This window comes from Streptomyces sp. NPDC001100 (assembly GCF_053598575.1).
On sequence record NZ_JBSFKO010000001.1, the window covers coordinates 268566 to 294746 of the forward strand.

Below are 26181 nucleotides of genomic sequence, written 5' to 3' on the forward strand. Positions count from 1 at the left end.
AGGGTAATCGAGGGGACGACACTCGCCGCGAGCCTGTGGTCCGACCGAGACGGGGGGTGGCGGTGCGGTCGGTCGACCGCACCGCCACCCCCTCCTTCCGTCAGCCGATGATGCGGTGCGTCGTCCAGAACGAGCTCAGGTCCGTGGTCGTCGCGGCCTGGGCCGCCGCCTTGAACTCGGCCGTGGTCGAGACGCCGTACCAGTGCGAAGTGGCGTAGTCCTTCAGGAGTTTGGCCATCACCGTGTCACCGAGGGTGCGGCGCAGGTCGTGCAGGGCGCACTTGCCGTAGCCGTAGACGACGGTGGAGTAGCGGGACGAGTGGGCGTCCCAGTAGGCCATCGAGTTGGTGATGTTCTCCGCCGACGACGCCCAGGAGACGCTGTTCCAGCAGTTGGTGCCGGTCAGGCCCTGGGCCAGGTCGGTGGCGTAGTCGGTGAACGCCTCGTCCAGCCACGGGCTGTTGTACTCGTCGTCGCCGACGATGCCGTAGAACCACTGGTGGCCGATCTCATGGGTGAGGGCCGTGGTGCTGACCAGGTCGAGGACGAACCCGGGGTACTCCATGCCGCCGAACCAGAAGTTGTTGTCGATGACGGCGTCCAACTCGCCGTACGGGTAGGCGCCGAAGCGTCCCGCGTGGGCGTCGACCGCGGACTTGGCGGTGGTGAGCATCGACTGGGCGTTGGCGGAGCTGATGCCGGTCACCGAGTAGATGTTGATCGGGGTGCCCGCCGTCGACGTACCGGAGATCTTGGTGAACGGGCCCGCCGCCCACGCGAAGTCGCGCACCTTGGACGCGGTGGCCGTGGTCACCGTACGGCCGCTGGTGCCGGGGGTGTCGACCGAGGTGCCGGTGGCCGGGACCAGCAGGGTGGTCGGGTGGTCCAGGGTCACCTTGAAGTCGGCGGCCAGGGAGTAGAAGGACTCGCCGTTGTTCGTGTACGGGTCCAGGTGCCAGCCCGAGCCGTCCTTGATCGCGAGGACCGGCAGCGCGTTGCCGATCATGCTGAACGCGCCGTCGTAGCCGAACCGGTCGGCGCCGCTGGGGACGGTGATCCCCAAGTCGAAGCCGATGGTGGTGGATTGACCCTGTGCGAGCGGGGTCGGCAGCGCGATCTGGAGGGCCGTGCAGGCGACCGAGAGGGCGCCCGAGGTGCCGCCGGTGACGTTCGTGACGGTGATCGGCGGGGCGGAGCAGGTGCCGTGGTAGTTGTCCCACAGCCGCAGGTACACCTCGGTGAGCGGGGTCGCCGAGGCGTTGGTGAAGGTCGTGCTCTCGTGGCCGGTCCAGACCGTGCCGGCGGTGTTGCTGCTCAGGCTCACGGTGTACGCCGGGGCGGCCGGGGTGCGCGTGGAGTCGGCCGGCGGGGCCGTGTCGCCCGAGGTGTTGAGGGCGATGTCGTCCAGGACGAAGCTCGTCTGGAGGCTGGAGTCCTCGACGCCGGAGAAGGCGAGGCTCACCGTCTGGCCCGCGAACGACGACACGTCGAACGACTTCTGGACGTACCCGGTGGCCTTGTTCAGGTTCGAGTAGGTCGCGAGCGTCGTGCTGCCGATCTTTGCCGTGAGCTTGTCGTACGCGGTGGACGAGGTCGTCTCGGCGGTGTCGATGTGCAGCCAGAAGGTGAGGGTGGCGCTGCTGCAGCCGGACGGGATCGTCACGCTCTGGGAGAGCGTGTCGGTGTGCGTGCCGCCGGTGCCGTCCAGCCAGGCGAAGCTGGTGCCGCCGTGGGCGCTCTGGCCGGTGCGGCTGGTGACGACGGTCGTCGAGGACTGGGTCCAGGACGAAGTACCGCTCTCGAAGTCGCCGTTGGTGACCACCTGCGCCGGGGTGCAGGCGGCGGCCACGGGGGCCGCGGACGGTGCCGCGGCGGCCGGGGTGACGGGGAGCGAGAGGGCGGCCACTGCCGCGACGGCGAGGACGCCGGCGGCGAGAGCCTTGTGGGGGGTCGGTCTCACACGGAACTCCTTATACGGCGGCCGGGATTCCGGCCTGCTCGGTGGCCGCCCGGCCGGACTGGGTGTGCCGGCGGACGGCCTCGGGAACGCGCGTAGCTGTTGCGTGATCGCGGGGGAAGCTTCGCAGATTTGACCGGTCCATGCCATAACAAGAAGGAAGTGTGCGCATGGAGTGGAGGAAGGTGCGAACGGAGTCCGGAGAGTGCTGTACACACGCCCACGTTGACCGGGCCATGCCTGTAATTGGCCTCCGGTTGGCCGAATGTACGCCTTCGGTTGCTTCCATCGAGCGATGGACCACATCACGTTCCTCGTGGCGGTCGTCATCGTCACGGCCTTGGCCTTCGACTTCACCAACGGATTCCACGACACCGCCAACGCGATGGCGACGTCCATCGCCACCGGGGCGCTGAAGCCCAAGACGGCGGTTCTGATCAGTGGGGCTCTCAACATCGTCGGCGCCTTCCTGTCCACGGAAGTCGCCAAGACGATCTCCGGCGGCATCGTCGACGACACCCTGGTCACGCCAGGGATGATCTTCGCGGGGCTCGTCGGCGCGATCCTCTGGAATCTCCTCACCTGGCTGCTCGGGCTCCCGTCGAGCTCCTCGCACGCCCTCTTCGGTGGCCTGATCGGTGCCGTCTGGGTCGGCGCGGGCACCAGCGGGGTCCACTTCGACAAGGTCGTGGAGAAGATCCTGATCCCCGCGGTGGCCTCCCCGCTCGTGGCCGGAATCGCCGCTCTCCTCGCCACCTACCTCGCCTACAGGATCACCGCCCGGGCCCGCAAGGACTCGGTCACCAAGGGTTTCCGGATCGGCCAGATCGCCTCGGCCTCGCTGGTCTCCCTGGCGCACGGCACGAACGACGCGCAGAAGACGATGGGCGTCATCACCCTGACTCTGATCTCCGTGGGCGCGCTCGGCCACGACGCCGGTCCGCCGGTGTGGGTCATCGCCTCGGCGGGACTCGCGATCGGCCTCGGCACCTACATCGGCGGCTGGCGCATCATCCGCACGATGGGCAAGGGCCTCACCGACATCCAGTCCCCGCAGGGTTTCGCGGCCGAGGCCGCCTCCACGACCGTCATCCTCACCTCCGCCCACCTCGGCTTCGCGCTCTCCACCACCCAGGTCTGCTCCGGCGGCATCCTGGGCGCCGGCCTGGGCCGGCGCCTCGCCGAGGTGCGCTGGGGCACGGCGGGCCGCATGGTCATCGCCTGGCTGGTCACCCTCCCGGCCGCCGCCGCGGTCGGCGGTCTGTCCGCGACCGTCGTCAAGCACGGCGGCAACCTCGGTACGGCCCTGATCGCCCTGATCGCCGCCGCCGTGGCCGGATTCATCGTGATCGCCTCGCGCCGCAACCCCGTGCACGCCGACAACGTCAACGAGACCCACGAGGTCACCATCCGCGCCGAGGCGTCCACGGACGTCCGTACGGCCGCCTGAATCAAGGGAGTTGAGCCATGAGCCTGGACTGGAACGCCCTCGGTGAGGTCTTCGCGGTGAGTGTCGGAGTGACCGTCGGTGTGGTCGTCGTCTTCGCGCTGGGGGTGCTCGGCATCGCCCAGGTCGAGACCGCCCGCGAACAGGACGGCGGCACCCACGCGCTCGGACTTGCCCAGGCGGGGTTGTGCTTTCTCGCCTGCGCGGCTGTCGTGGCCTACGGCATATATCTCATCGTGCCGCAGTTCCACTGAATGCCGCTGATCAACCGAACACATCGAGAAGGAGGCCGGGATGACCGAACTGTTGTCGGGGCTGCGCGTCGACTACACGGACCAGGACGACCCGGTGCTGATCCGGCCCGACGGCAGCCCGGTGGACACCTGGCGCGAGAACTACCCGTACGAACAGCGCATGGAGCGCAAGGAGTACGACTGGCACAAGCGGCTCCAGCAGATCGAACTGCTGAAGCTGCAGCGCTGGATCAAGGAGACCGGCCGCCGGCTCGTCATCGTCTGCGAGGGGCGGGACGCGGCCGGCAAGGGCGGCACGATCAAGCGGTTCACCGAGCACCTGAACCCGCGCGGCGCCCGTGTGGTCGCCCTGGAGAAGCCGAGCGAGCGCGAGAGCGGTCAGTGGTACTTCCAGCGCTACGTCCAGCATCTGCCGACTGCGGGCGAGATCGTGCTGTTCGACCGGTCCTGGTACAACCGGGCCGGCGTGGAGCGCGTGATGGGGTTCTGCTCGGACGACGAGTACCGCCGCTTCATGCGCCAGGCCCCGCTGTTCGAGCGGATGCTGGCGGACGACGGCATCGACCTGATCAAGTTCTGGTTCTCCGTCTCACAGGGTGAACAGCGCACCCGGTTCACGATCCGCCAGGTGGATCCCGTACGGCAGTGGAAGCTCAGCGCGATGGACCTGGAGTCCCTGGACCGCTGGGACGACTACACGGCCGCCAAGGTCGCCATGTTCCGGGAGACCGACACCGAGCAGGCCCCCTGGACCGTGGTGAAGAGCAACGACAAGAAGCGGGCCCGCGTCGAGGCCATGCGCAGCGTGCTGGCCCGCTTCGACTACGCCGACAAGGACGAGGAGGTCGTCGGCAGCCCCGACCCGCGCATCGTGGGCGCGGCGGCGACCTTGCTGGAGGCGGGGGAGGACGACACGGCGGCGGTGTTCTAGGGGCGAGGTCCTTTTGGACCGGTCCTAGTCGCCGTCCCGCGGCACGAGTGTCACCCGGTGGAAGTTGCAGCCGGTCATGGGCGGGTTCCCGGCAGGGGGCCCGCCCGCGTGTGCCTTGAGGGCGACGCTGACCAGGCTCAGCAGCAGGTCGACGTCCGTCTCGCAGTCCAGGTGGACGGTCACCCAGCGGGAGCCGGGGATGATCCGGATCGCCGTCGACTCGCTGAGATCATGATGGAACCGGAGGATGGCCCCGACGGTGAGATGCAGGTCCACGTCGTGGTCGGAGTGGAAATGCACGATCTCGCTGTGCACGGACCGCAGCGCCCGCCCCGTGCCGCAGCTGGCCGGACCCGGAACGAGGTCGGGCCAGCCTGTCAGTCGCTGCATGGCTCTCTCGGCCAGGGTCATGTGCCCATCGTGGACTGCTCACCGCCTCGCAACCAGAGGTTGAGCGATTTGTAACCGGCGCGTGAGGTACCGCACACCTGTGGAGCATCCGGTGTGCGGTGCCTCGCGCCGGGTCAACTCGCGTCCGCCACCAGCTTTTCGTAGCCCACGAGCCGTACACAGGTGGCCACCCCGTCGATGATCTCCTCGATCTCCGAGGCGTCCGGGAAGGACGGGGCGATCCGGATCGTACGGTCCCGGGGATCGTCGCCGTACGGATGGGTGGCGCCCGCCGGCGTGAGGGCGAGCCCGGCGTCCGCCGCGCGGCGCACCACCTCGCGGGCGCAGCCGTCGGGGACGTCGAGGGTGATGAAGTAACCGCCCCTGGGCGTGGACCAGGTGGCGAGACCGGTGTCTCCCAGCCGGTCGGCGAGGATGCGCAGCACGGTGTCGAACTTCGGCCGCAGCAGCTCGCGGTGCTTGCGCATATGGGCGCGCACCCCCTCGGGATCGCGCAGGAACATCGCGTGCCGCAGCTGGTTGACCTTGTCGGGTCCGATGGAACGCTTCGCGCTGCAGCCGCGCAGCCAGGCCACGTTGGCCGGGGACGAGCCGAAGAACGCCACGCCCGCACCGGCCAGCGTGATCTTCGAGGTGGAGCCGAAGACGAAGACCCGGTCGGGGTGCCCGCTGTCGGAGCAGGCCACGAGGATGTCGGCGATCTCCACCTCCTCGTCGGTGAGGTGGTGCACGGCGTAGGCGTTGTCCCAGAAGATCCGGAAGTCGGGGGCCGCCGTCGGCATCGCGGCGAGCCGTCGTACGACCTCGTCGCTGTAGCAAGTGCCGTCCGGGTTGCTGTACTTGGGCACGCACCAGATGCCCTTGACCGCCGGGTCCTCGGCGACCAGCCGCTCCACCACGTCCAGGTCGGGACCCTCGGCGGTCATCGGCACCGGGATCATCTCGATGCCGAACCGCTCGCACAGCGCGAAGTGCCGGTCGTAGCCGGGGACCGGGCACAGGAACGCGATCCGCTCCTCGTCGGCCCAGCGGCGCGCGGCCCCGGGAAGCGTGCCGAGCAGCGCGTGCACCAGGCAGTCGTGCATCAGCTCCAGGCTGGAGTTGCCCACGGCGAGCAGTTGCCCGGCCGGTACCTGGAGGAACCCGGAGAAGATCTTCCGGAGCTCCAACAGCCCGTCCGCGCCACCGTAGTTGCGGCAGTCCGTGCCGTCGGCGGCGGTGTAGCGGCCGTCGGGCAGCGAGAGCAGTTCGGCGGAGAGGTCGAGCTGTCGCGCGGAGGGCTTGCCGCGAGTGAGGTCGAGCGACAGCTTCTTCGTGAGGAGGGCTTCGTAGTCGCTCCGGGCCGCGTCGAGGCGGGCCGGGAGGGAATCGGCGCTGTGCGAGGGTGAGGGAGGGGTCACGGAGGTCGACGCTACAAAGCCGCGTCTCGCACCACAAACCGATAAGCCCGGCCTCCACCCGCACGGACCCGGACGAGGGCCAGGCCACGCGACGTCGATGTCGGATTCCCGCCAGCCCCGGACCGGACCGTATCGGATGCTGGACACATGCAGAACGGGATGCACACCGACACGGAGCGCTGCGTGCGCGCGGTCCAGTCCAAGGACGCGCGCTTCGACGGCTGGTTCTTCACGGCCGTCCTCACCACCCGCATCTACTGCCGGCCCAGCTGCCCGGTCGTACCGCCCAAGCCCGAGAACATGACGTTCTACCCGAGCGCGGCGGCCTGCCAGCAGGCGGGGTTCCGCGCCTGCAAGCGCTGCCGCCCGGACACCAGCCCCGGCTCCCCGGAGTGGAACCAGCGGGCCGACCTGGTCGCCCGCGCGATGCGCCTGATCGCCGACGGAACCGTGGACCGCGAGGGCGTCCCCGGCCTCGCCGCGCGCCTCGGCTACAGCACCCGGCAGATCGAACGCCAGCTCCTCGCCGAACTCGGCGCCGGTCCGCTCGCCCTGGCCCGCGCCCAACGCGCCCAGACGGCAAGGCTGTTGATCGAGACGACCGCGCTCCCGATGGCGGAGATCGCCTTCGCCGCCGGCTTCTCCTCGATCCGCACCTTCAACGACACCGTGCGCGAGGTCTTCGCGCTGACGCCGAGCGAGTTGCGCAACAGGCGCCCGAGGACGACCGTCCTCACCCCCGGCACGCTCACCCTCCGCCTGCCGTTCCGCGCCCCGCTCAACCCCGACAACCTCTTCGGCCACCTGGCGGCGACCGCCGTACCGGGAGTGGAGGAGTGGCGGGACGGCGCGTACCGCCGCACCCTCCGCCTCCCCTACGGCCACGGCATCGCGTCCCTCACCCCCCGTTCCGACCACATCGCCTGCCGCCTCACCCTCAGCGACCTGCGCGACCTGCCGGTGGCCATCAGCCGCTGCCGCCGCATGCTCGACCTGGACGCGGATCCGGTCGCGGTGGACGACCAGCTGCGAACCGATCCCGTACTGGCGCCGCTGGTGGACAAGGCGCCGGGCCGACGCGTCCCGCGGACGGTCGACGAGGCCGAGTTCGCCGTACGGGCCGTACTCGGCCAGCAGGTCTCCACGGCGGCGGCCCGCACCCACGCGGCCCGCCTGGTCACCGCCCACGGCGAACCGGTCGACGACCCCGGGGGCGGCCTGACCCACCTCTTCCCGTCCCCCGAGGCACTGGCGGCGGTGGCTCCCGAATCCCTGGCGATGCCGCACACCCGCCGCACCACCTTCACCACCCTGATCACCCAACTGGCCGACGGAACACTCCACTTGGGAGTGGAGAGCGACTGGACGCAGACACGAGCCCAGCTCCTGTCCCTCCCCGGCTTCGGCCCCTGGACGGTCGACGTCATCGCCATGCGCGCCCTCGGCGACCCCGACGCCTTCCTCCCCACCGACCTCGGAATCCGGCGCGCCGCCCAGGAGTTGGGCCTCCCGTCGACCCCCGCCGCGCTCACCGCACGGGCGGCGGCCTGGCGGCCCTGGCGGGCGTACGCGGTCCAGTACCTGTGGGCGACCGACACCCACCCGATCAACTTCCTCCCCGCATAAGGGAATCGCAGACAAGCGGAGTACGGACGACATGAAGCACCACACCGTGATCGACAGCCCCTACGGCCCACTGACCCTCGTCGCGGACGACGACGGCACCCTCTGCGGCCTCTACATGGTCGACCAGCGCCACCGTCCCCCGGAGGAGAACTTCGGCACCCCGGACGACACCCCCTTCACCGAGGCGACCGCACAACTACAGGCCTATTTCGCTGGCGAGTTGAAGGAGTTCACCCTCGAACTGCGCCTGCACGGAACCCCGTTCCAGCGCACGGTCTGGGACCAGCTCCGCCGCATCCCCTACGGCGAGACCCGCTCCTACGGCGACCTCGCCGACGCCCTCGGCAACCCGGGCGCCTCCCGCGCGGTCGGCCTCGCCAACGGCAAGAACCCCATCGGGATCATCGTCCCCTGCCACCGGGTCGTCGGCGCGAACGGCAGCCTCACGGGCTACGGCGGCGGCCTGGACCGCAAGCAGCGGCTGCTGGACTTCGAGAGCGGGGCGGCGCTCTTCTAGCTGCCCCGCAGGGTCCGCAGAAGCTCGGGCAGAGCCGTCCCGATCGGCTCCCGTACGACCTCGTCGGCGAGTTCGTCGTAGGGCGTGGGCTCGGCGTTGACGATGATCAGCCGGGCCCCGTGGTCGGCGGCGACACCGGCGAGCCCCGCGGCGGGCTGCACCTGCAGACTGCTCCCGACGGCGATGAAGACCTGGCATGCCTTGGCGATGGCGGCGGCCTCGCCGAGGACGACGGGGTCGAGCCGCTCGCCGAAGAAGACGGTCGCCGACTTCAGGATCCCGCCGCACTCCAGGCACGGCGGATCCGCCTCACCGGCCGCGACCCGGGCGAGGGCGTCCTGCATCGGCCCGCGCGCATGGCATCCGGTGCAGCTGAACTCCCGTGCGGTGCCGTGCAGTTCGAGCACCTTGCGAGCGGGCAGGCCGGCGAGCTGGTGGAGCCCGTCGACGTTCTGCGTGATCACCCGCACGGGTACGCCGGACTTCTCCAGCTCGACGACCGCCCGGTGCGCGGCGTTCGGCTCGGCCTGGAGCGCGCGGTTGTCGCGCCGCATCTGCCAGGACCGGCGCCGGATCTCCGGGTCGCCCATGTAGTACTCGTACGTCACGAGTTTCTCGGCCTCGGGATCCCGCCGCCACAGCCCGTTGGGACCACGGTAGTCGGGGATCCCGGAGTCGGTGGAGATGCCCGCGCCACTCAGGAGGGCGACGAGAGGCTTGTTCATGGGCCGAGGGTAGGTCGCCCGGGCGGCGGGAGGCGAACGGATATCAGCCGCTCGTCGCCCATCGGATCGCCGCGATCGCGCCGGCCGGTACGGCCGGGCCGGTCCACCACCAGCCCGTGATCCGCCGCACGGACGGCAGCGAGCACACCGCCGCCACCGCGCCGGCGGCACCCATCGCGAGGACGCACGAGAGGACGATCCCGGCGTACGCGTCGTCGTCCCAGGGCCCGGACGGGCGGATGGTCAGCGCCGTCCAGCAGCCCAGCGCGGCGGCGAGGGTGAGCAGGACGAGCGGTACGGCGAGGACCAGACGCAGGCAACCGCGGTCGTCGTCCACGGGGGTAGGACTGGTCATCGGTGCGGTGGGCTCCTTGCCTCGTGCGGATGTTCGGGGCGCGCCGTCGGGTGCTAGCGTCCACGCATGGCCAAGGTGAACGTCTCGCTCGACGCAGCGCTCGTCGTGGAAGTCATGGTCCTTGCCGGCGTGAGCAACCCGCAGGACGCCGTCGAGCTCGTCGTCCGCGACTACATCCAGCGCGGCCACCGCACCGAGGCCAGGGCCGAGGCACGCGACGACGCGCGGCGCGAGGTGGACGTGAAGCCCCGCGAGGTCGAGGGCTGAGAGCCGGCGGGGCAGTCGGGAAGGGGCTCAGCCCACCCGCCGTCCGTTCTCCAGCTCCGCCGTCCCCGCACCCTCCGCCAGCACATCGAGGCCGACCAGGACCCGAAGCCCCAGGGAACCCGGCAGGTACTCGGTGAGTTCCGTGCGCGGGACGAGGCGCCAGGACAGGAGTTCCTCCTCCTGGAGGCGGATCGACTTGAGGTCGTTCGCGGTGAGGACACCGCCGTCGTAGAGGTAGGCCACCAGCGGCGGGTATTCCGGTCCGTGGTAGATCCAGTCGACGGCGAGCAGCCGGCCGAGTTCGACGTCGAGGCCGATCTCCTCCAGCGTCTCGCGGCGCGCGCCCTGGCGCGGTGTCTCGCCGTCGTCCGACTCGATGGTGCCGCCCGGAAGGGCCCAGCCCTCACGGTAGTTGGGCTCGACGAGCAGGACGTTGCCCTCGGTGTCGCGGAAGAGCGCGGCGGCCCCGGCGATGATGCGGGGGAGACCCGCGAGGTACGTGGCGAAGTCTGGCGTGGTGGTCATTCAGGAAGGGTAACCAGCCCGCGCAGCCGCCTCTCCGACTCGCTGCCCGGCTCCGGGAAGTGACAGACCAGGCTCAGCCAGGGCGCCTCCTGCACCGCGAGCCGTACGAACGACACCTCGATGTCACCCGCGATGACCTCACCGGCCGCGGCCGGTCAACGCTTCCTGGTCACCGGGGAGTTCGTGTGGATGGAGGACATCGCACGCACCCTGCGCGACGGCCTCGGCGAGTACGGCCGTACCGTCTCCACGCGCCGCCTCCCGGACTTCGCCGTCCGCCTCGCCGCCCGCTTCCTGGACCGGTCCCTCCGCGAGATCACCCCCGCGCTCGGCCGTCGCAACCGCCACAGCACGGAGAAGGCGCGCCGCGTCCTCGGCTGGGAACCGCGCCCCGCGCGTGAGGCGGTCCTCGACTGCGCCCGGAGTCTCATCGAGCACGGGGCCGTCTAGCGGTCCGCGACCGCCAACCGCACGGTCCGCTCGGCCAGTTCACTGATCCGCACTCCGTCGAACCCGAACACCGCACTGCGCACGGTGTCTTCGAGCGGGTCCTTCCACTGCCCCGGGATCGCCTCGGCGCCGTTCAGCACCCCGGCGACCGAACCAGCCGTCGCGCCGTTCGAGTCGGTGTCGAGGCCACCGCGGACGGTGAGCGTGATGGTGCGGGTGAAGTCCCCGTCGCCGTACAGGAGTCCGGCGGTCAGGACGGCCGCGTTGGGGATCGTGTGGATCCAGCCGAGGCCCGCGGTCTCCTCGGAGAGTGTGGTGAGTGTGTCCTCCCAGGTCATCCGGGTCTCGTGCAGCGTGAGTACCCGGCGCACGGTGCGCGCGAGGCGGCAGCCCGGCGGGATCACGGTCAGCGCCGTGTCCAGCGCGTGCCGCACGGTCGGCGCGGTGAACGCCGCCGAGATCAGCGCGGCGGCCCACATCGCGCCGTAGACACCGTTCCCGGAGTGCGACAACACGGCATCCCGGCGCGCCAGTTGAGCCGCTCGGCGCGGGGCGCCCGGGCTGGTCCAGCCGTAGATGTCGGCGCGGATCAGGGCGCCGATCCACTCCTGGTACGGGTTGTCGTACGTGGCCGTCAGCGGCGGCTTGAGTCCGTTCGCGAGGTTGCGGTAGGCGGCGCGCTCGGCCGTGTAGGTCTGGAGGTACGGCAGACGCAGCAGCCACAGTTCGCCGACCTGCTCGGTGCTGAAGCCGAAGCCGTGGGTCTCCAGGAGGTCGAGGCCGAGGACGGCGTAGTCGACGTCGTCGTCACGGCAGCTGCCGTGGATGCGGCCGCGCACGCACCGCTGCCACTCGGGGCGCAGCTCGACTCCGTCGTCCTCGCCGGCCGGCTCGGGCAGGTAGTCGGTGAGCGGCAGGGCGGCGGCCCGCCGGAGGTAGCGGTCGATGCGGTCGCGGGTCCACAGGTCGCCCTGCTCGACCGGCTTGCCGAGCATGTTGCCCGCGATCCGGCCCAGCCAGCCCCCGAGGATGCGGTCCGCGAGTGCCGGTTCGGTGCGCACTGGGGTCATGTCTCCGGTGTACCCGATTCCGGACGGGGCAGTGGCACAGGGGGCGCTCAGCCCGGTCCCAGCGTTCGGGCGGCGCATGACGGCGAGGGCGTCCGGCGGTTAAGGTCGCAGCGGCGCGACTGGCCCTCAAGGGCCCGTAGAGCAAGGGGATCGCAAGGTGGCGGACGCTGCACAGAGGGGCACCCACAGGGTGCTCGTCGCCGCGGACAAGTTCAAGGGGTCGCTGACGGCCGTGCAGGTCGCCGAGCGGGTGACGGCCGGGCTGCGCCGGGTCGTACCCGATCTGGAGGTCGCGACGATGCCGGTCGCCGACGGCGGCGACGGCACGGTGGACGCGGCCGTCGCGGCCGGGTTCGAGCGACGGGAGATACGGGTCGCGGGCCCCCTCGGCGACGAGGTCACCGCGGCCTTCGCGGTCCGCGGCGACACGGCCGTCGTGGAGATGGCCGAGGCCAGCGGGCTGCAACGCCTGCCCAAGGGCGTCTTCGCCCCGCTGACCTCCTCGACGTACGGCTCGGGCGAGCTGCTCAGGACCGCGCTCGACGCGGGCGCCCGGACGATCGTGTTCGGCGTCGGCGGCAGCGCCACCACGGACGGTGGCGCGGGCATGCTCTCCGCGCTCGGCGCCCGCTTCCTGGACGCGGACGGCGAACCAGTGCCCCCGGGCGGCGGCGGCCTGAGCGAGCTGGCCTCGGCCGACTTCTCCGGCCTCGACCCGCGCCTCGCCTCCGTAGCCCTCGTCCTCGCCAGCGACGTCGACAACCCGCTCACCGGCCCCAAGGGCGCCGCCGCGGTCTACGGCCCCCAGAAGGGCGCTGCACCGGACGACGTGGACGCCCTCGACGCGGCCCTCGGCCACTACGCGAAGATCCTGGAGGAGACGATCGGCACCAGGGCCGCCGAGTACGCCGTCGCACCCGGCGCGGGCGCGGCCGGCGGCATCGGCTACGGCGCCCTCCTCCTCGGAGCCCGCTTCCGCCCCGGCATCGAGGTCATGCTCGACGTCCTCGGTTTCGCCTCCGCCCTGGAGGGCGCCACCCTCGTCATCACCGGCGAGGGCTCCCTCGACGAACAGACCCTGCACGGCAAGGCCCCGGCCGGCGTCGCCGCGGCGGCCCGCGCGGAGGGCAAGGAGGTCGTCGCCGTCTGCGGCCGCCTCGCCCTGCCCCCACAGGCCCTCGGCCACGCGGGCATCCGCCGCGCCTACCCCCTCACGGCCGTCGAACCGGACGTCGTGAAGTGCATCGCCGACGCGGGCCCGATCCTGGAACGGGTGGCGGAGAACATCGCCCGGGACTTCCTGGTCTGAGCCCCGCCCGAGGAACGCCGAAGGTCCCCGAGCCATTTGGCTCGGGGACCTTCGTTTTTGTCTGCTACCGCGGCTGCTACGACCGCTACGGCTGCGCCGCTCGCGCCTCACGCCGGTTGCCGCGGAAGTTGTTCACCCGGCGGGCCGTCGCGAACAGCGGGATCACCGCGCCCATGACCAACTGGAGCGCGCAGCCCGTCTGCAGGAGCAGCTGACCACCCGGGGCGTCGAACGCCCAGGATGCCAGCAGGCCCATCGACAGGACGATCCAGGCCAGCATCGCCACCGCGAGGCGACCGCGCGGCTTCGGGTACTCGACGCGGCTCACCATCAGCCAGGCGGTGCCGAGGATCGCCATGAGGGTCGCCGCGAAGGGCAGCTCAAGGAGCACGATCGAGACCACCGTCAGCGCGCCGAACGGGGAGGGCATGCCCTGGAACATGCCGTTCGGCGGGGTCACACAGGAGAAGCGCGCCAGTCTCAGCACCACCGCCAGCAGCACCACGATCGCGCCGACCGCGGCCACTCTCTGGTGCGCGTCGTCCGCGACCATGCCGTAGACGAGGACGAAGTACGCCGGTGCGAGGCCGAAGCTGATCAGGTCCGACAGGTTGTCCAGCTCCGCGCCCATGGGGGAGGAGCGCAGCTTGCGGGCGACGAGGCCGTCGAAGAGGTCGAAGACCGCCGCGCACAGCATCAGGATGACCGCGGTGGCCGCGCTGTGGCGGGCCATGCCGGTCGACTCGTCGTTGCCCGTCAGGTGCGGGATCAGGATGCCGGTGGTGGTGAAGTACACCGCCATGAAGCCGCAGGTGGCGTTGCCGAGGGTGAGGGTGTCCGCTATTGAGAGGCGGAGAGAAAGAGGCATCTCCTCCTCGTCGTCCACCTCATCGGCCTCGGGCACCCAGCCCGCCTGTGTCTCCGGATCAACCACGGTCAATGCGAGTCACCCCAGCCACCGTCTTCTGACCGACCTCCACGTCCACGTCGACACCCTCGGGGAGGTAGATGTCGACACGCGAACCGAAGCGGATCAGTCCGATGCGCTCGCCCTGCTCGACCTTCGTGCCCTGCGGGACGTAGGGGACGATGCGGCGGGCGACGGCGCCGGCGATCTGGATCATCTCGATGTCACCGAGCTCGGTGTCGAAGTGCCAGACGACCCGCTCGTTGTTCTCGCTCTCCTTGTTGAACGCGGGAACGAAACCACCCGGGATGTGCTCGACCGACGTCACCGTGCCGGAGAGCGGCGCGCGGTTGACGTGGACGTTCAGCGGGCTCATGAAGATGGCGACGCGGGTGCGACCGTCCTTCCACGGCATGATGCTCTGCACCACACCGTCGGCGGGCGAGATGACCCGGCCCTGGGTGATCTCGCGCTCGGGGTCGCGGAAGAACCACAGCATGCCCGCCGCGAGCGCGGTGGCGGGTACGGCCACGGCCTTGGCGGCGCCGGACTTGCGCGCACGTACCAGGCTGAGGGCTGCGGTGGCGACGGTCGGCAGGAGCCACGGCGATGCTCCGCGCGCGAGGCGTACGCCCGCCAGGCTGTCGCGTGGTGCAGAGGTTTGGCTGTGGGGCATGGATGACCTTCGTAGCGGATGATGCCGCACTGTAACGGGGGACGGCGGCTTTCCCGGGATCGTACCGGTCGCGGGCCACAACTGGCTAAGCCAGTAAGTCGAGTCGGCGGCTGAAGAGCGTTGACGGGGTGTGATCTTCTTCTCGAAGAAAACACCCCGAAACGGACAATCAGCCCTGGAATCGATACTCTTCGAGCAGCCTGCGCCCGATGATCATTTTCTGGATTTCGGCGGTACCTTCGCCGATCAACAGCATCGGCGCCTCGCGGTAAAGGCGTTCGATCTCGTACTCCTTGGAGAATCCGTACCCGCCGTGGATCCGGAAGGCGTCCTCCACGACCTCCTTGCAGTACTCGGAGGCGAGGTACTTCGCCATCCCTGCTTCAAGGTCGTTTCGTTCGCCGGAGTCCTTTTTGCGTGCCGCATTCACCATCATCGCATGGGCGGCCTCGACCTTGGTGGCCATCTCCGCCAGCTTGAACTGGATCGCCTGGTGCTGGGCGATCGGCTTCCCGAACGTGTGGCGCTGCTGCGCGTAGGAGACGCCCAGTTCGAAGGCACGCTGAGCGACGCCGCAGCCACGCGCCGCCACATTCACGCGGCCGACCTCGACTCCGTCCATCATTTGGTAAAAACCTCGGCCGGTTTCGCCGCCGAGCACCCGGTCGGCCGGGATGCGCAGGCCGTCCATGATCAACTCGGTGGTGTCGACGCCCTTGTAGCCCATCTTGTCGATCTTCCCGGGGATGGTGAGACCGGGCCGGACCTCACCGAAACCGGGCTCCTTCTCCACCAGGAAGGTCGTCATCGACTTGTGCGGCGCGGTGCCCTCGGGGTGCCCTTCGTCACTGCGCACCAGGACGGCCACGAGCGACGACGTACCGCCGTTCGTCAGCCACATCTTCTGGCCGTTCAGGACGTACTCGTCACCGTCCTTCACCGCCTTCGACGTGATCGCCGAGACGTCCGAACCGAGCGCCGGCTCCGACATGGAGAACGCGCCCCGGATGTCGCCCGCCGCCATGCGCGGCAGGAAGTGCTCCTTCTGCTCCTGCGTCCCGTGCTGCTTGAGCATGTACGCCACGATGAAGTGGGTGTTGATGATCCCGGAGACCGACATCCAGCCGCGCGCGATCTCCTCCACGCAGAGGGCGTACGTCAGCAACGACTCGCCCAGGCCGCCGTACTCCTCCGGGATCATCAGGCCGAAGAGGCCCAACTCCTTGAGCCCGTCGACGATCGCTTGCGGATACTCGTCGCGGTGCTCCAGCTCGGTGGCGACCGGGAGGATCTCCTTGTCCACGAAGTCGCGGACGGTGGACAGGATTTCCCGCTGGATGTCGGTGAGACCGGCGGTCTGGGCGAGTCGCGCCATGGCTACTTCTCCTGCTCCTTGAGCTGGGGGCGGCCGGGCTGCTCGCCGCCGCGCTCCTTGATGTACGTCTCGGTCGGCACCATCACCTTGCGGCGGAACACGCAGACCAGCGTGCCGTCCTGCTTGTAGCCCTTGGTCTCGACGTGGACGATCCCGCGGTCGTTCTTCGACTTCGAGGGCGTCTTGTCGAGGACCGTCGTCTCGCCGTAGATCGTGTCCCCGTGGAAGGTCGGCGCCACGTGCTTCAGCGACTCGATCTCCAGGTTGGCGATCGCCTTGCCCGACACGTCCGGCACGGACATGCCCAGCAGCAGCGAGTAGATGTAGTTGCCGACCACCACGTTCTTGCCGAAGTCCGTCGTGTTCTCGGCGTAGTTGGCGTCCATGTGGAGCGGGTGGTGGTTCATCGTCAGGAGACAGAAGAGGTGGTCGTCGTACTCCGTGACGGTCTTCCCGGGCCAGTGCTTGTAGACCGCGCCGACCTCGAACTCCTCGTAGGTGCGTCCGAACTGCATGGTGCTCAGGCCTCCGGGGCTTCGAACTTGGACGTGCGCTCCATGCCGGCGGCCCGGCCCTTGCCCGAGATGACCAGCGCCATCTTGCGGCTGGCCTCGTCGATCATCTCGTCGCCGAGCATCGCCGAGCCCTTCTTGCCGCCGGCCTCGGACGTGTAGTAGTCGTACGCGTCCAGGATCAACTCGGCGTGGTCGAAGTCCTCCTGGGACGGCGAGAAGATCTCGTTGGACGCCTCGACCTGGCCCGGGTGCAGCACCCACTTGCCGTCGAAGCCGAGCGCGGCGGCGCGCTGGGCGACCGCGCGGTAGCCGTCGATGTTGCGGATCTGGAGGTAAGGACCGTCGATCGCCTGGAGGTTGTTGGCGCGGGCGGCCATCAGGATCTTCATCAGGATGTAGTGGTAGGCGTCCGCCGGGTAGCCGGGCGGCTGTTCGCCCACGACCAGCGACTTCATGTTGATCGACGCCATGAAGTCGGCCGGTCCGAAGATGATTGTCTCGACGCGCTGGGAGGCCGTCGCGATCTCGTTGACGTTGTTGAGGCCCTGCGCGTTCTCGATCTGCGCCTCGATGCCGATCTTGCCGACCTCGAAGCCCATCGTCTTCTCGATCTGCGTCAGCAGCAGGTCCAGGGCGACGACCTGCTGGGCCGTCTGCACCTTCGGCAGCATGATGCAGTCGAGGTTCTGGCCCGCGCCCTCGACCACGGTCACGACATCGCGGTACGTCCACTCGGTCGTCCAGTCGTTGACGCGCACGACCCGCGTCTTGCCCGTCCAGTCACCCTCGTTGAGGAACTTGACGATGGTGTGCCGCGCCTCGGGCTTGGCGAGCGGCGCGCACGCGTCCTCCAGGTCCAGGAAGACCTGGTCGGCGGGGAGGCCCTGCGCCTTCTCCAGGAAGCGCGGGTTGCTTCCCGGGACCGCGAGGCAGGAGCGTCGCGGACGAAGCCGGTTCACGGGGGCGGGCGTGGTCATGCGGGGACCTCCAAGGGGTCGAGCAGGGGGTCGAGCTTGTTCGCCTTCCGGATCTCGTCGACGATGCGGCCGATGATTCCGGTGATGTCGAAGTCCTTCGGGGTGAAGACCGCTGCGACCCCGGCAGCCCTGAGCTGCTCGGCGTCGCCATGGGGGATGATCCCACCGGCGATGACAGGTATGTCTGTGGCACCGGCCACACGGAGCCGTTCGAGCACATCCGGCACCAGCTGGGCGTGCGAGCCGGACAGGATGGACAGGCCGACCGCGTGCACGTCCTCGGCGACGGCCGCGTCCACGATCTGCTCCGGGGTCAGCCGGATGCCCTGGTACACCACCTCGAAGCCGGCGTCCCGCGCGCGGACGGCGATCTGCTCGGCGCCGTTGGAGTGCCCGTCCAGGCCCGGCTTGCCGACCAGGAAGCGCAGTTTGCCCACGCCCAAGTCCCGGGCCGTCGCGTCCACCTTGTGGCGCACCCCGGCCATCGCCGAGCCCTCCTCGGCGGGCACCGCGACCGGCGCCGAGGAGACACCCGTGGGCGCCCGGAACTCGCCGAACACCTCGCGCAGGGCCCCGGCCCACTCGCCGGTCGTGACACCGGCGCGGGCGCACTCCAGGGTGGCCTCCATGAGGTTGTCGGTGCCCTTGGCGGCCTCCTTCAGCCGCTCCAGCGCCTTGCACGGGCGCGGGTGGTTGAACGGCGGCTGGTAGCGCGTGTCGCGCCAGTGCTGCAAGGACGCGATGACCCGGGCCTCGACGGCCGGGTCGACCGTCTGGATCGCTTGATCGAGGTCGGCGGTGAGTGGATTGGGCTCGGTCGTGTTGAAGATGTTGACGCCGACGATCTTCTCTTGACCGGACTCAATACGGCCCCGGCGCTCCGCGTGCGAGGACACGAGCTGCGACTTCAGATAACCCGACTCGACGGCGGCCATCGCGCCGCCCATCTCCTCGATGCGGTCGATCTCGGCGAGGGACTCCTCGACGAGGGAGGCCACCTTCGCCTCGATGACGTGCGAGCCGTCGAAGATGTCCGCGTACTCCAGCAGGTCGCTCTCGTACGCCAGCACCTGTTGCATGCGCAGCGACCACTGCTGGTCCCAGGGGCGGGGCAGCCCCAACGCCTCGTTCCACGCCGGGAGTTGGACGGCACGCGCGCGTGCGTCCTTCGACAGCGTCACGGCCAGCATCTCCAGGACGATCCGCTGGACGTTGTTCTCCGGCTGCGCCTCGGTCAGCCCGAGGGAGTTGACCTGGACGCCGTAGCGGAACCGGCGCTGCTTCGGGTCCTCGATGCCGTAGCGCTCGCGCGTGATCTCGTCCCAGATGCGGCCGAAGGCGCGCATCTTGCACATCTCCTCGATGAAGCGGACGCCCGCGTTCACGAAGAAGGAGATGCGGGCGACGACATCGCCCCTGCGGTCCTCGGGGATCTGCCCGGAGGCGAACACCGCGTCCAGGACGGCGATCGCGGTGGACATCGCGTACGCGATCTCCTGGACCGGTGTGGCTCCCGCCTCCTGGAGGTGATAGCTGCATATGTTGATCGGGTTCCACTTGGGGATGTGGTTGACCGTGTAGCAGATCATGTCGGTCGTCAGCCGGAGCGAGGGGACCGGCGGGAACACGTGCGTGCCCCGCGACAGGTACTCCTTGACGATGTCGTTCTGGGTCGTCCCCTGGAGCTGGGTGATGTCGACGCCCTGCTCCTCGGCGACGACCTGATAGAGCGCCAGCAGCCACATGGCGGTGGCGTTGATCGTCATCGAGGTGTTCATCCGGTCCAGGGGGATGTCCTGGAAAAGGCGGCGCATGTCACCCAGGTGCGCGATCGGTACGCCGACCCGGCCGACCTCGCCGCGGGCGAGGATGTGGTCGGAGTCGTAGCCGGTCTGCGTCGGCAGGTCGAACGCGACCGACAGTCCGGTCTGGCCCTTGGCGAGGTTGCGCCGGTACAGCTCGTTGGACGCCTCTGCCGTGGAGTGACCGGCGTACGTGCGCATGAGCCACGGCCGGTCTTTCTGACGCTCAGTCATCAATGACCTCAGGTCCTCAGATGTTCCGGAAGCGGTTGATCGCGTCGATGTGCTGGGCGCGCTTCTCCTCGTCGCGCACCCCGAGGCCCTCCTCGGGGGCGAGGCACAGGACGCCGACCTTGCCCTGGTGGAGGTTGCGGTGGACGTCGTAGGCGGCCTGGCCGGTCTCCTCCAGGGAGTACACCTTGGAGAGCGTCGGGTGGATCTTGCCCTTGGCGACCAGCCGGTTGGCCTCCCAGGCCTCGCGGTAGTTGGCGAAGTGCGAGCCGATGATCCGCTTCAGGGACATCCACAGGTAGCGGTTGTCGTACTCGTGGTTGTACCCGGAGGTCGAGGCGCAGGTGACGATCGTGCCGCCCTTGCGGGTGACGTAAACGCTTGCGCCGAAGGTCTCGCGGCCCGGGTGCTCGAAGACGATGTCGACGTCCTCGCCGCCGGTGAGCTCACGGATCCGCTTGCCGAGCCGCTTCCACTCGCGCGGGTCCTGGTTGTGCTCGTCCTTCCAGAACCGGTAGTCCTCGGCGTTGCGGTCGATGATCGCCTCGGCGCCCATCGCCCGGCAGATGTCCGCCTTCTGGGGCGAGGAGACGACACAGATGGGGTTGGCGCCGCCCGCGAGCGCGAACTGCGTGGCGTACGAGCCGAGTCCGCCGCTCGCGCCCCAGATCAGGACGTTGTCGCCCTGCTTCATGCCGGCGCCGTTGCGGGAGACCAGCTGCCGGTAGGCGGTGGAGTTCACCAGTCCCGGAGCGGCGGCCTCCTCCCAGGACAGGTGGTCCGGCTTGGGCATCAGCTGGTTGGACTTGACCAGTGCGATCTCGGCGAGCCCGCCGAAGTTGGTCTCGAAGCCCCAGATCCGCTGCTCGGGGTCGAGCATCGTGTCGTTGTGCCCGTCGGAGGACTCCAGCTCGACGGACAGGCAGTGGGCGACGACCTCGTCACCGGGCTTCCAGGCGTTGACGCCGGGGCCGGTGCGCAGGACGACGCCCGCGAGGTCGGAACCGATGATGTGGTACGGCAGGTCGTGCCGCTTGGTCAGCTCGCTGAGCTTGCCGTAGCGCTCCAGGAAGCCGAACGTCGACAGCGGCTCGAAGATCGAGGTCCACACGGAGTTGTAGTTGACACTCGACGCCATCACGGCCACCAGGGCCTCGCCCGGGCCGAGTTCGGGCACCGGGACGTCGTCCAGGTGGATCGACTTGCGGGGGTCCTTGTCGCGGGTGCTGAGGCCCGCGAACATGTCCGTCTCGTCCTTGTGCACGGTGATCGCGCGGTACGACTCGGGGAGCGGGAGGGCGGCGAAATCGGCCGGAGTCGAGTCCGGCGACTGGATCGCGGCGAGGATGTCCTTCACGGTCACGGTGTTGCCTCCGGCGGAGTGCGCCCTGAGGGAGGGGCGCCGATGGTTACGTCGGTGCTGCTGCTGAGGGTGGGTGGAGAGGTGCCGTCGGTTCGGCGGGTGGTGCTTCGGCAGCGCTTTGTGGCGCGGGAGGGTGCCTGTGACGCAGGCGTCCGGGCGCGCAGCCCAGTGGTGGGTTGCGGGGACAGCCGACGTACGGGAGATCTCTGTACGCCGGCCGCCCGGACACCTTCAACGTATGACACTGCGTGTCACCTCGCAAGGCACCGAGTGCCATGAATTGCTCTCAGGTGAAATCTTTACGTAACAAATGAGCGATGATCGATCGAACGGGGTCTGAAAGCTGCGTGAAAAGGTGCTCTGGCATGCCAAAACGGCCACCCCGGAGGGTGGCCGTCATCACACGGGGCAGGGAGGGTCAGCGGTCCCTGAGTGCCTCTTCGATGGTCCGCATGACCTCGTCCAGCGGGGCGTCGGTGCGGGCGACCGTCACCAGGACCTCGCCCTGCTGGTGCACCATCGCGGTGGCCGGCTTGGGGGTCGTGGTCCGGCCGGCGCCGATGCCGCTGCCGAAGGTCTTCCGTACGATCCCGAAGGCGTGGTCGAGCTGCGCCTCCACGTCGCCCTGGCCGCCGGCCCGCAGCCAGCGCCGCAGCACGTGGTTGTGGGCGGTGACCACGGCCGAGGCGGCGACCTCGGCGAGCAGCGGGTCGTCGTTGGCGTCGTCGTCGTGCGCGTGCTCGTCGAAGTGGCCCAGCAGATAGCGCGTGAACAGTCGCTCGTAGCGGGCCACCGACGCGATCTCCGCCTCGCGCAGGGTGGGCACCTCGCGCGTCAGCTTGTAGCGGGCCACCGAGATCTCCGGCTGCGCCGCGTACATCCGCATGACTTCCTTGATGCCCCGGCACACCGTGTCGAGCGGGTGCTCGTGCGCGGGGGCGGCATTGAGCACCGCCTCGGCCCGGATCAAGGTGTCGTCGTGGTCCGGGAAGATCGCCTCTTCCTTGGAGCGGAAGTGGCGGAAGAACGTCCGGCGCGCGACCCCGGCCGCGGCGGCGATCTCGTCGACGGTGGTCGCCTCGTACCCCTTCGTCGCGAACAGCTCCATCGCCGCCGCCGCCAGTTCGCGCCGCATCTTGAGGCGCTGGGCGGCGGCACGACTCCCGGCCGCACTCTCCGGTGCGTCGGGCGCGGCTGCGGTACGTGAGGGCTTGGCGGGCTGGGGCATGACCCGAACGTACTGCATGTGCGCAGCCTGCCGCGCACGTCGGGGGTTTCCCCCGCCCGGTGCGGGCAGGGGTCCTCCGGTGGGATCGAGCAGCCCGCCCCAGTCTCCGTCGGCCGCGAACGGGTCGTCGAATCCCTCAGCGGCGGGCATATTCGCGGAAGCCGCGGCCCGTCTTGCGGCCGAGGCAGCCCGCGGCCACCAGGTGCTCCAGGAGCGGCGCCGGAGCGAGGCCCGGGTCACGGAACTCGCGGTGCAGGACCTTCTCGATCGCCAGGGAGACATCGAGCCCGACGACGTCCAGCAGCTCGAAGGGGCCCATCGGGTAGCCGCCGCCCAGCTTCATCGCGGCGTCAATGTCGTCAAGAGACGCATAGTGTTCCTGCACCATCTTGATCGCGTTGTTGAGGTACGGGAAAAGCAGTGCATTGACGATGAAGCCGGCCCGGTCACCACAGTCGACGGCATGCTTCTTGATCTTGACGCAGACCTCGTGAACTGTTGAGTGGACGTCAACATCCGTCAACACCGTACGGACGACCTCGACCAGCTTCATCGCCGGTGCCGGGTTGAAGAAGTGCATGCCGATCACGTCCTGCGGACGCGAGGTGGCGCGGGCGCACGCGACGACCGGAAGCGACGAGGTCGTGGTCGCCAGGACCGCGCCCGGCTTGCAGACCTTGTCCAGCGTCGCGAAGAGCTGCTGCTTGATCTCCAGGTCCTCGGCGACCGCCTCGACGGCCAGGTCGACGTCCGCGAACGCGTCGTAGGAGCCCGCCGGGGTGATCCGCTCCAGGGTCCCCGCGGCGGCCTCGGCGGTCATCCGCCCCCGGTCGACGGAGCGCGAGAGCGACTTGCCGATACGGGACTTGGCGAACTGCGCCTTCTCCTCGCTGCGGGCGGCGAGGACCACGTCGTAGCCGGCCTTGGCGAAGACCTCGGCGATACCCGACGCCATGGTCCCGGAGCCGGCGACACCGACCGAGCGGACCGTACGGCCGGGGGTGAGCCGCGCGCCCTCGGGCGGGGTCAGCGCGTCCCGCACGACCGTGGCGCTGCCTTCGGCCTCGTAGGAGTAGAAGCCGCGGCCCGTCTTGCGGCCGGTCAGGCCCGCCTCGCTGAGCTGCTTGAGGATCGGCGCGGGGGCGTGCAGACGGTCGTGGGACTCGGCGTACATGGCCTCCAGGACCGTGCGCGCGGTGTCGATGCCGATCAGGTCGAGCAGGGCGAGGGGGCCCATGGGGAGCCCGCAGCCGAGCCGCATCGCGGCGTCGATGTCCTCGCGGGAGGCGTACTTCGCCTCGTACATCGCGGCGGCCTGGTTGAGATAGCCGAACAGCAGCCCGTCCGCGACGAAGCCGGGCCGGTCGCCGACCGCGACGGGCTCCTTGCCCAGCTCGATGGCCAACTCGGTGACGGCGGCGACGGCGGTGGGCGCGGTCAGCACCGAGGAGACCACCTCGACCAGCTTCATCGCGGGCGCCGGGTTGAAGAAGTGCAGGCCGAGCACCCGCTCCGGCCGCGCCGAGTCGGCGGCGAGCCGGGTGACGGACAGGGCGTTCGTGCCGGTCGCGAGAATCGTCTCGGGGCGCACGATCCCGTCCAGCTCACGGAAGATCTGGTGCTTGATCTCGTACGACTCCGGTGCCACCTCGATGACGAGGTCGGCGTCGGCCGCCGCGCGCAGGTCGGTGGAGGTGCGGACGCGGGCCAGGGCGTCGGTGCGCTCCTGCTCGGTGAGCCGGCCGCGTCGCACGGCGTGGGCGGTCGCGGTCTCCAGGGCGGCGACGGCGTGGGCGGTCGCGGCCTCGCTGACGTCGATGCCGACGACCTCGCGGCCGGCCCGGGCGAGGACCTCGGTGATGCCGGTGCCCATCGTGCCGAGGCCGACGACGGCAATGGTCTTGAACGGGGACAGGGGAGCGTCGGACTGGGGAGCTGCCATCGCGGGACTCCTGGAATGAGGGTGACGACTGGGAGCGCGCGCCGTACGCCGAGGGGCGCACGGGGTGCGAGAAGGAGTGCGGGTGGTGCCGGGCAACGAGCGCACACGCCCGGCGGGTTGAGAGTTCCGACCGGCCCTGTCCCAAGCCGTGTCGTACTGCGGCACACGAGGTGCCGAACCGACTGCACTCACGGTGGCTGCGTCACCAGGCCACCGTAAGGAGATACGCGAGTGGGTAACTCGCTCGTCTGAGCTTAACCGGTGGGTAACGAGCGCGCCAGCCCCCGGAGTTTGTGATGTAGGTCCCGTCCGTCCCGCGACCCCATAGGCTCGGTTTCATGGACGAAGAGTTGCGATCACTCACGGAGCGCTTACGGCAGGAGTCGAGAGGAGCGGCGCCGTACGAGCGACTTGTGTCGACCGACGACCTCGACGAACTGGCGGAGGTGCTCACGGCCGTCGGACAACCGCTCTGGGCCCGGGAGCTGGCCGCGTTCCGGCTCGGCCTCGCGGGCGACCGGCGGGCCTTCGAGTCCCTGGTCCTGCTCCTCAACCACCGCGACCCACCGCGCTGCGCCTGTGCCGCGTACGCCCTGGCCCGCCTCGACGATCCCCGCACGGCCCGCGCGGCAGCGGCCCTCGCCACCAACGAACTCCGCGTCGCCTACGCCCTGCACCCCGTCCGGCTCCTGGCCGACCTGCGCGCTCCCGAATCCGTCCCCGCCCTCATCGCCACCCTGGAGCGACGCCTGCGCCCCCACGACCCCTACCGCCGTGTGGCCCTCGCCTGTGTACAGGGCCTGGGCGAACTGGGCGATCCCCGCGCCAGACCGGTCCTGAACGAGGCCCTGGCCCACCCGGCACTGGCGGAGGCGGCGGTGCACGCGCTGGGGCGGATCCCACGGCAGCGGTGACCCCACTGGTCACCGCCTCAACGCGTCAGCTCCCTGACGTACCGGATCTCCGGCACCAGCACCCCGTCCACCTCGTACGGCTCCTCCGCCCCTTCCGCCCGGAAGCCCGCCCGCTCGTAGAAGCGGCGGGCACGGGCGTTGCCCCGGACCACCCAGAGGTACACGCGGTCGTGACCGAGGGCCGCGCACCGCTGTAGCGCCTCCTGCATCAGGGCCCGGCCGGCGCCGGTGTTCAGATGGCGCGGGTCGAGGTAGATCGCGTACAACTCGGCTTCCCCGGTGCGGACTTCACCGTCCCGGTACGGTCCGACGGCGGCCCAGCCGATGATCTCCTCGCCCCGCTGGGCGACCAGGTTCACCACGCTGCCGTCGCCTTCTGCGAGGCGGGCCCGGCGGCGCTCGGCGTCGTCCTTCGCGCTGAGGGCGTCCAGGAAGGACTGAGGCATGAGGCCCCGGTACGCGAACTGCCAGCCGAGGACGCGGATTTCGGATACCCGGTCGCAGTCGGCGAGGACCATGGGGCGGATCCGAAGGGGCTCGGCGGCGTCGTCCATGAATCGGCACCTTAAGGACTCGGCTCCCGGGCCGGCCCCCGATTATTCGCCGATCACCGCGAACGCCTCGATCTCCATCAGGAACTCCGGTCGCACCAGCGCGGCGACCTGCACGGCCGATGCGGCGGGGAGCCGGTCGTCGGGTATGTGGGCGGCGCGGGCCGCGCGGATCGCCGGCAGGTGGGCCATGTCCGTGACGAAGAAGGTCAGTTTGACCACGTCGTCGAAGTCGGCGCCCGCGGCGGCCAGGCAGCGGCGGAGGTTCTCGAAGACCTGGCGGGCCTGGGCCGCCGGGTCGCCCTCGCCCACGACCTTGCCGTCCTCGTCCAGGGCGAGCTGACCGGAGATCGCCACGAAGCGCCCGGTGCCCATGACGACGTGCGTGTAGGCCGTCGCGGGGGCGACGCCGTCGGGGGCGGGAATCCTCGTCAGTTCACTCATGCGTCCATGGTG

The 26181-nt window shown here is 69.8% G+C and carries 27 protein-coding genes; 9 read left to right on the forward strand and 18 right to left on the reverse strand.

Annotated features, from left to right (window positions below):
- Positions 1 to 100: 100 nt before the first annotated feature.
- Complete coding sequence (locus ACWDEW_RS01215) at positions 101 to 1960, reverse strand: M1 family aminopeptidase (protein WP_450508404.1); 1860 nt, start codon at positions 1958 to 1960, stop codon at positions 101 to 103.
- 292 nt (positions 1961 to 2252) lie between these two features.
- Between ACWDEW_RS01215 and ACWDEW_RS01220 the strand changes: the two genes are divergently transcribed.
- Genes ACWDEW_RS01220 through ppk2 form a run of 3 tightly spaced genes read left to right on the forward strand, consistent with a single transcriptional unit; the run spans position 2253 to position 4589 of the window.
- On the forward strand, positions 2253 to 3407 hold the full coding sequence (locus tag ACWDEW_RS01220) for an anion permease (RefSeq protein WP_450508406.1): 1155 nt from the start codon (positions 2253 to 2255) through the stop codon (positions 3405 to 3407).
- 17 nt (positions 3408 to 3424) lie between these two features.
- Positions 3425 to 3658, forward strand: coding sequence for a hypothetical protein (locus ACWDEW_RS01225; protein ID WP_362984257.1), 234 nt, complete (start codon positions 3425 to 3427; stop codon positions 3656 to 3658).
- Between the two features lie 40 nt (positions 3659 to 3698).
- Positions 3699 to 4589, forward strand: a complete 891-nt coding sequence (gene ppk2, locus ACWDEW_RS01230) for a polyphosphate kinase 2 (RefSeq protein ID WP_450508408.1) — start codon at positions 3699 to 3701, stop codon at positions 4587 to 4589.
- A 24-nt stretch (positions 4590 to 4613) separates the two neighbouring features.
- On the opposite strand, the gene ACWDEW_RS01235 is transcribed toward ppk2, so the two are convergent.
- Together ACWDEW_RS01235 and ACWDEW_RS01240 are read right to left on the reverse strand one after the other, a co-directional pair.
- On the reverse strand, positions 4614 to 5000 hold the full coding sequence (locus ACWDEW_RS01235; protein WP_450508410.1) for a luciferase domain-containing protein: 387 nt from the start codon (positions 4998 to 5000) through the stop codon (positions 4614 to 4616).
- Positions 5001 to 5113: 113 nt separating this feature from the next.
- Positions 5114 to 6400, reverse strand: a complete 1287-nt coding sequence (locus ACWDEW_RS01240) for an aminotransferase class I/II-fold pyridoxal phosphate-dependent enzyme (RefSeq protein ID WP_450508412.1) — start codon at positions 6398 to 6400, stop codon at positions 5114 to 5116.
- 147 nt (positions 6401 to 6547) lie between these two features.
- Here ACWDEW_RS01240 and ACWDEW_RS01245 point away from each other — a divergent pair, with 147 nt between their 5' ends.
- Positions 6548 to 8026: an AlkA N-terminal domain-containing protein gene (locus tag ACWDEW_RS01245; protein ID WP_450508414.1), complete on the forward strand. Its 1479-nt coding sequence runs from the start codon at positions 6548 to 6550 to the stop codon at positions 8024 to 8026.
- A 31-nt stretch (positions 8027 to 8057) separates the two neighbouring features.
- Entirely contained in the window at positions 8058 to 8543 is a 486-nt protein-coding gene (locus ACWDEW_RS01250; RefSeq protein WP_450508416.1) for a methylated-DNA--[protein]-cysteine S-methyltransferase, read from the forward strand.
- On the opposite strand, the gene ACWDEW_RS01255 is transcribed toward ACWDEW_RS01250, so the two are convergent.
- Entirely contained in the window at positions 8540 to 9268 is a 729-nt protein-coding gene (locus ACWDEW_RS01255; protein ID WP_450508418.1) for an SIR2 family NAD-dependent protein deacylase, read from the reverse strand. The two genes, ACWDEW_RS01250 and ACWDEW_RS01255, sit on opposite strands and share 4 nt — an antisense overlap.
- Positions 9269 to 9311: 43 nt before the next feature.
- On the reverse strand, positions 9312 to 9623 hold the full coding sequence (locus ACWDEW_RS01260; RefSeq protein ID WP_450508420.1) for a hypothetical protein: 312 nt from the start codon (positions 9621 to 9623) through the stop codon (positions 9312 to 9314).
- A 66-nt stretch (positions 9624 to 9689) separates the two neighbouring features.
- Between ACWDEW_RS01260 and ACWDEW_RS01265 the strand changes: the two genes are divergently transcribed.
- Positions 9690 to 9890, forward strand: coding sequence for a type II toxin-antitoxin system VapB family antitoxin (locus ACWDEW_RS01265; RefSeq protein WP_019071284.1), 201 nt, complete (start codon positions 9690 to 9692; stop codon positions 9888 to 9890).
- 27 nt (positions 9891 to 9917) lie between these two features.
- Here the strand turns inward: ACWDEW_RS01265 and ACWDEW_RS01270 are convergent, their stop codons facing one another.
- The gene (locus ACWDEW_RS01270; protein ID WP_450508423.1) at positions 9918 to 10415 is read right to left on the reverse strand and encodes an NUDIX domain-containing protein; all 498 of its coding nucleotides are present in this window, start codon (positions 10413 to 10415) and stop codon (positions 9918 to 9920) included.
- A gap of 132 nt (positions 10416 to 10547) precedes the next feature.
- Between ACWDEW_RS01270 and ACWDEW_RS01275 the strand changes: the two genes are divergently transcribed.
- The gene (locus ACWDEW_RS01275) at positions 10548 to 10865 is read left to right on the forward strand and encodes a hypothetical protein (RefSeq protein WP_450508425.1); all 318 of its coding nucleotides are present in this window, start codon (positions 10548 to 10550) and stop codon (positions 10863 to 10865) included.
- Here ACWDEW_RS01275 and ACWDEW_RS01280 read toward each other — a convergent pair.
- Entirely contained in the window at positions 10862 to 11935 is a 1074-nt protein-coding gene (locus ACWDEW_RS01280; protein WP_450508427.1) for an ADP-ribosylglycohydrolase family protein, read from the reverse strand. The two genes, ACWDEW_RS01275 and ACWDEW_RS01280, sit on opposite strands and share 4 nt — an antisense overlap.
- Positions 11936 to 12125: 190 nt before the next feature.
- Here ACWDEW_RS01280 and ACWDEW_RS01285 point away from each other — a divergent pair, with 190 nt between their 5' ends.
- Positions 12126 to 13244, forward strand: coding sequence for a glycerate kinase (locus ACWDEW_RS01285; protein ID WP_450508744.1), 1119 nt, complete (start codon positions 12126 to 12128; stop codon positions 13242 to 13244).
- An 85-nt stretch (positions 13245 to 13329) separates the two neighbouring features.
- Here ACWDEW_RS01285 and pssA read toward each other — a convergent pair whose 3' ends face one another.
- From pssA to ACWDEW_RS01330, 9 genes are all read right to left on the reverse strand, one after another.
- Positions 13330 to 14148: a CDP-diacylglycerol--serine O-phosphatidyltransferase gene (gene pssA, locus ACWDEW_RS01290; RefSeq protein WP_450508429.1), complete on the reverse strand. Its 819-nt coding sequence runs from the start codon at positions 14146 to 14148 to the stop codon at positions 13330 to 13332.
- 22 nt (positions 14149 to 14170) lie between these two features.
- A complete protein-coding gene (locus tag ACWDEW_RS01295) occupies positions 14171 to 14827 on the reverse strand; it encodes a phosphatidylserine decarboxylase (RefSeq protein WP_033279388.1) in 657 nt (218 codons plus the stop codon).
- A gap of 169 nt (positions 14828 to 14996) precedes the next feature.
- Positions 14997 to 16202 carry an acyl-CoA dehydrogenase family protein gene (locus ACWDEW_RS01300; protein WP_450508431.1) on the reverse strand — a complete coding sequence of 402 codons (1206 nt, stop codon included), beginning with the start codon at positions 16200 to 16202 and terminating at the stop codon, positions 14997 to 14999.
- A 2-nt stretch (positions 16203 to 16204) separates the two neighbouring features.
- Positions 16205 to 16717, reverse strand: coding sequence for a MaoC family dehydratase (locus tag ACWDEW_RS01305; RefSeq protein WP_124437936.1), 513 nt, complete (start codon positions 16715 to 16717; stop codon positions 16205 to 16207).
- Between the two features lie 5 nt (positions 16718 to 16722).
- Positions 16723 to 17694, reverse strand: coding sequence for an HpcH/HpaI aldolase/citrate lyase family protein (locus ACWDEW_RS01310; RefSeq protein ID WP_317772595.1), 972 nt, complete (start codon positions 17692 to 17694; stop codon positions 16723 to 16725).
- Positions 17691 to 19730 (reverse strand): protein meaA, encoded by a 2040-nt coding sequence (locus ACWDEW_RS01315; protein ID WP_450508434.1) that lies wholly within the window; start codon positions 19728 to 19730, stop codon positions 17691 to 17693. The genes ACWDEW_RS01310 and ACWDEW_RS01315 overlap by 4 nt, the downstream gene beginning before the upstream one ends.
- 16 nt (positions 19731 to 19746) lie before the next feature.
- Complete coding sequence (gene ccrA, locus ACWDEW_RS01320; protein WP_450508435.1) at positions 19747 to 21090, reverse strand: crotonyl-CoA carboxylase/reductase; 1344 nt, start codon at positions 21088 to 21090, stop codon at positions 19747 to 19749.
- 418 nt (positions 21091 to 21508) lie between these two features.
- Positions 21509 to 22318 (reverse strand): TetR family transcriptional regulator, encoded by an 810-nt coding sequence (locus tag ACWDEW_RS01325; protein WP_200711542.1) that lies wholly within the window; start codon positions 22316 to 22318, stop codon positions 21509 to 21511.
- Positions 22319 to 22454: 136 nt separating this feature from the next.
- Positions 22455 to 24260: a 3-hydroxyacyl-CoA dehydrogenase family protein gene (locus ACWDEW_RS01330; RefSeq protein WP_450508437.1), complete on the reverse strand. Its 1806-nt coding sequence runs from the start codon at positions 24258 to 24260 to the stop codon at positions 22455 to 22457.
- Positions 24261 to 24598: 338 nt separating this feature from the next.
- Between ACWDEW_RS01330 and ACWDEW_RS01335 the strand changes: the two genes are divergently transcribed.
- Positions 24599 to 25174: an adenylosuccinate lyase gene (locus ACWDEW_RS01335; protein ID WP_450508439.1), complete on the forward strand. Its 576-nt coding sequence runs from the start codon at positions 24599 to 24601 to the stop codon at positions 25172 to 25174.
- Between the two features lie 17 nt (positions 25175 to 25191).
- Here ACWDEW_RS01335 and ACWDEW_RS01340 read toward each other — a convergent pair whose 3' ends face one another.
- Together ACWDEW_RS01340 and ACWDEW_RS01345 are read right to left on the reverse strand one after the other, a co-directional pair.
- A complete protein-coding gene (locus tag ACWDEW_RS01340; protein WP_450508441.1) occupies positions 25192 to 25728 on the reverse strand; it encodes an N-acetyltransferase family protein in 537 nt (178 codons plus the stop codon).
- Between the two features lie 42 nt (positions 25729 to 25770).
- Entirely contained in the window at positions 25771 to 26169 is a 399-nt protein-coding gene (locus tag ACWDEW_RS01345) for a RidA family protein (RefSeq protein ID WP_450508442.1), read from the reverse strand.
- Positions 26170 to 26181 lie beyond the last annotated feature (12 nt).

Coding starts and splice junctions, on each gene's coding strand:
- ACWDEW_RS01220 (WP_450508406.1), top strand. CDS start 2,253: ATGGACCACATCACGTTCCTCGTGGCGGTCGTCATCGTCACGGCCTTG.
- ACWDEW_RS01225 (WP_362984257.1), top strand. CDS start 3,425: ATGAGCCTGGACTGGAACGCCCTCGGTGAGGTCTTCGCGGTGAGTGTC.
- ppk2 (WP_450508408.1), top strand. CDS start 3,699: ATGACCGAACTGTTGTCGGGGCTGCGCGTCGACTACACGGACCAGGAC.
- ACWDEW_RS01235 (WP_450508410.1), bottom strand. CDS start 5,000: ATGACCCTGGCCGAGAGAGCCATGCAGCGACTGACAGGCTGGCCCGAC.
- ACWDEW_RS01245 (WP_450508414.1), top strand. CDS start 6,548: ATGCAGAACGGGATGCACACCGACACGGAGCGCTGCGTGCGCGCGGTC.
- ACWDEW_RS01250 (WP_450508416.1), top strand. CDS start 8,058: ATGAAGCACCACACCGTGATCGACAGCCCCTACGGCCCACTGACCCTC.
- ACWDEW_RS01255 (WP_450508418.1), bottom strand. CDS start 9,268: ATGAACAAGCCTCTCGTCGCCCTCCTGAGTGGCGCGGGCATCTCCACC.
- ACWDEW_RS01260 (WP_450508420.1), bottom strand. CDS start 9,623: ATGACCAGTCCTACCCCCGTGGACGACGACCGCGGTTGCCTGCGTCTG.
- ACWDEW_RS01265 (WP_019071284.1), top strand. CDS start 9,690: ATGGCCAAGGTGAACGTCTCGCTCGACGCAGCGCTCGTCGTGGAAGTC.
- ACWDEW_RS01270 (WP_450508423.1), bottom strand. CDS start 10,415: ATGACCACCACGCCAGACTTCGCCACGTACCTCGCGGGTCTCCCCCGC.
- ACWDEW_RS01275 (WP_450508425.1), top strand. CDS start 10,548: ATGACCTCACCGGCCGCGGCCGGTCAACGCTTCCTGGTCACCGGGGAG.
- ACWDEW_RS01280 (WP_450508427.1), bottom strand. CDS start 11,935: ATGACCCCAGTGCGCACCGAACCGGCACTCGCGGACCGCATCCTCGGG.
- ACWDEW_RS01295 (WP_033279388.1), bottom strand. CDS start 14,827: ATGCCCCACAGCCAAACCTCTGCACCACGCGACAGCCTGGCGGGCGTA.
- ACWDEW_RS01300 (WP_450508431.1), bottom strand. CDS start 16,202: ATGGCGCGACTCGCCCAGACCGCCGGTCTCACCGACATCCAGCGGGAA.
- ACWDEW_RS01305 (WP_124437936.1), bottom strand. CDS start 16,717: ATGCAGTTCGGACGCACCTACGAGGAGTTCGAGGTCGGCGCGGTCTAC.
- ACWDEW_RS01310 (WP_317772595.1), bottom strand. CDS start 17,694: ATGACCACGCCCGCCCCCGTGAACCGGCTTCGTCCGCGACGCTCCTGC.
- ACWDEW_RS01315 (WP_450508434.1), bottom strand. CDS start 19,730: ATGACTGAGCGTCAGAAAGACCGGCCGTGGCTCATGCGCACGTACGCC.
- ACWDEW_RS01325 (WP_200711542.1), bottom strand. CDS start 22,318: ATGCCCCAGCCCGCCAAGCCCTCACGTACCGCAGCCGCGCCCGACGCA.
- ACWDEW_RS01330 (WP_450508437.1), bottom strand. CDS start 24,260: ATGGCAGCTCCCCAGTCCGACGCTCCCCTGTCCCCGTTCAAGACCATT.
- ACWDEW_RS01335 (WP_450508439.1), top strand. CDS start 24,599: ATGGACGAAGAGTTGCGATCACTCACGGAGCGCTTACGGCAGGAGTCG.
- ACWDEW_RS01340 (WP_450508441.1), bottom strand. CDS start 25,728: ATGGACGACGCCGCCGAGCCCCTTCGGATCCGCCCCATGGTCCTCGCC.
- ACWDEW_RS01345 (WP_450508442.1), bottom strand. CDS start 26,169: ATGAGTGAACTGACGAGGATTCCCGCCCCCGACGGCGTCGCCCCCGCG.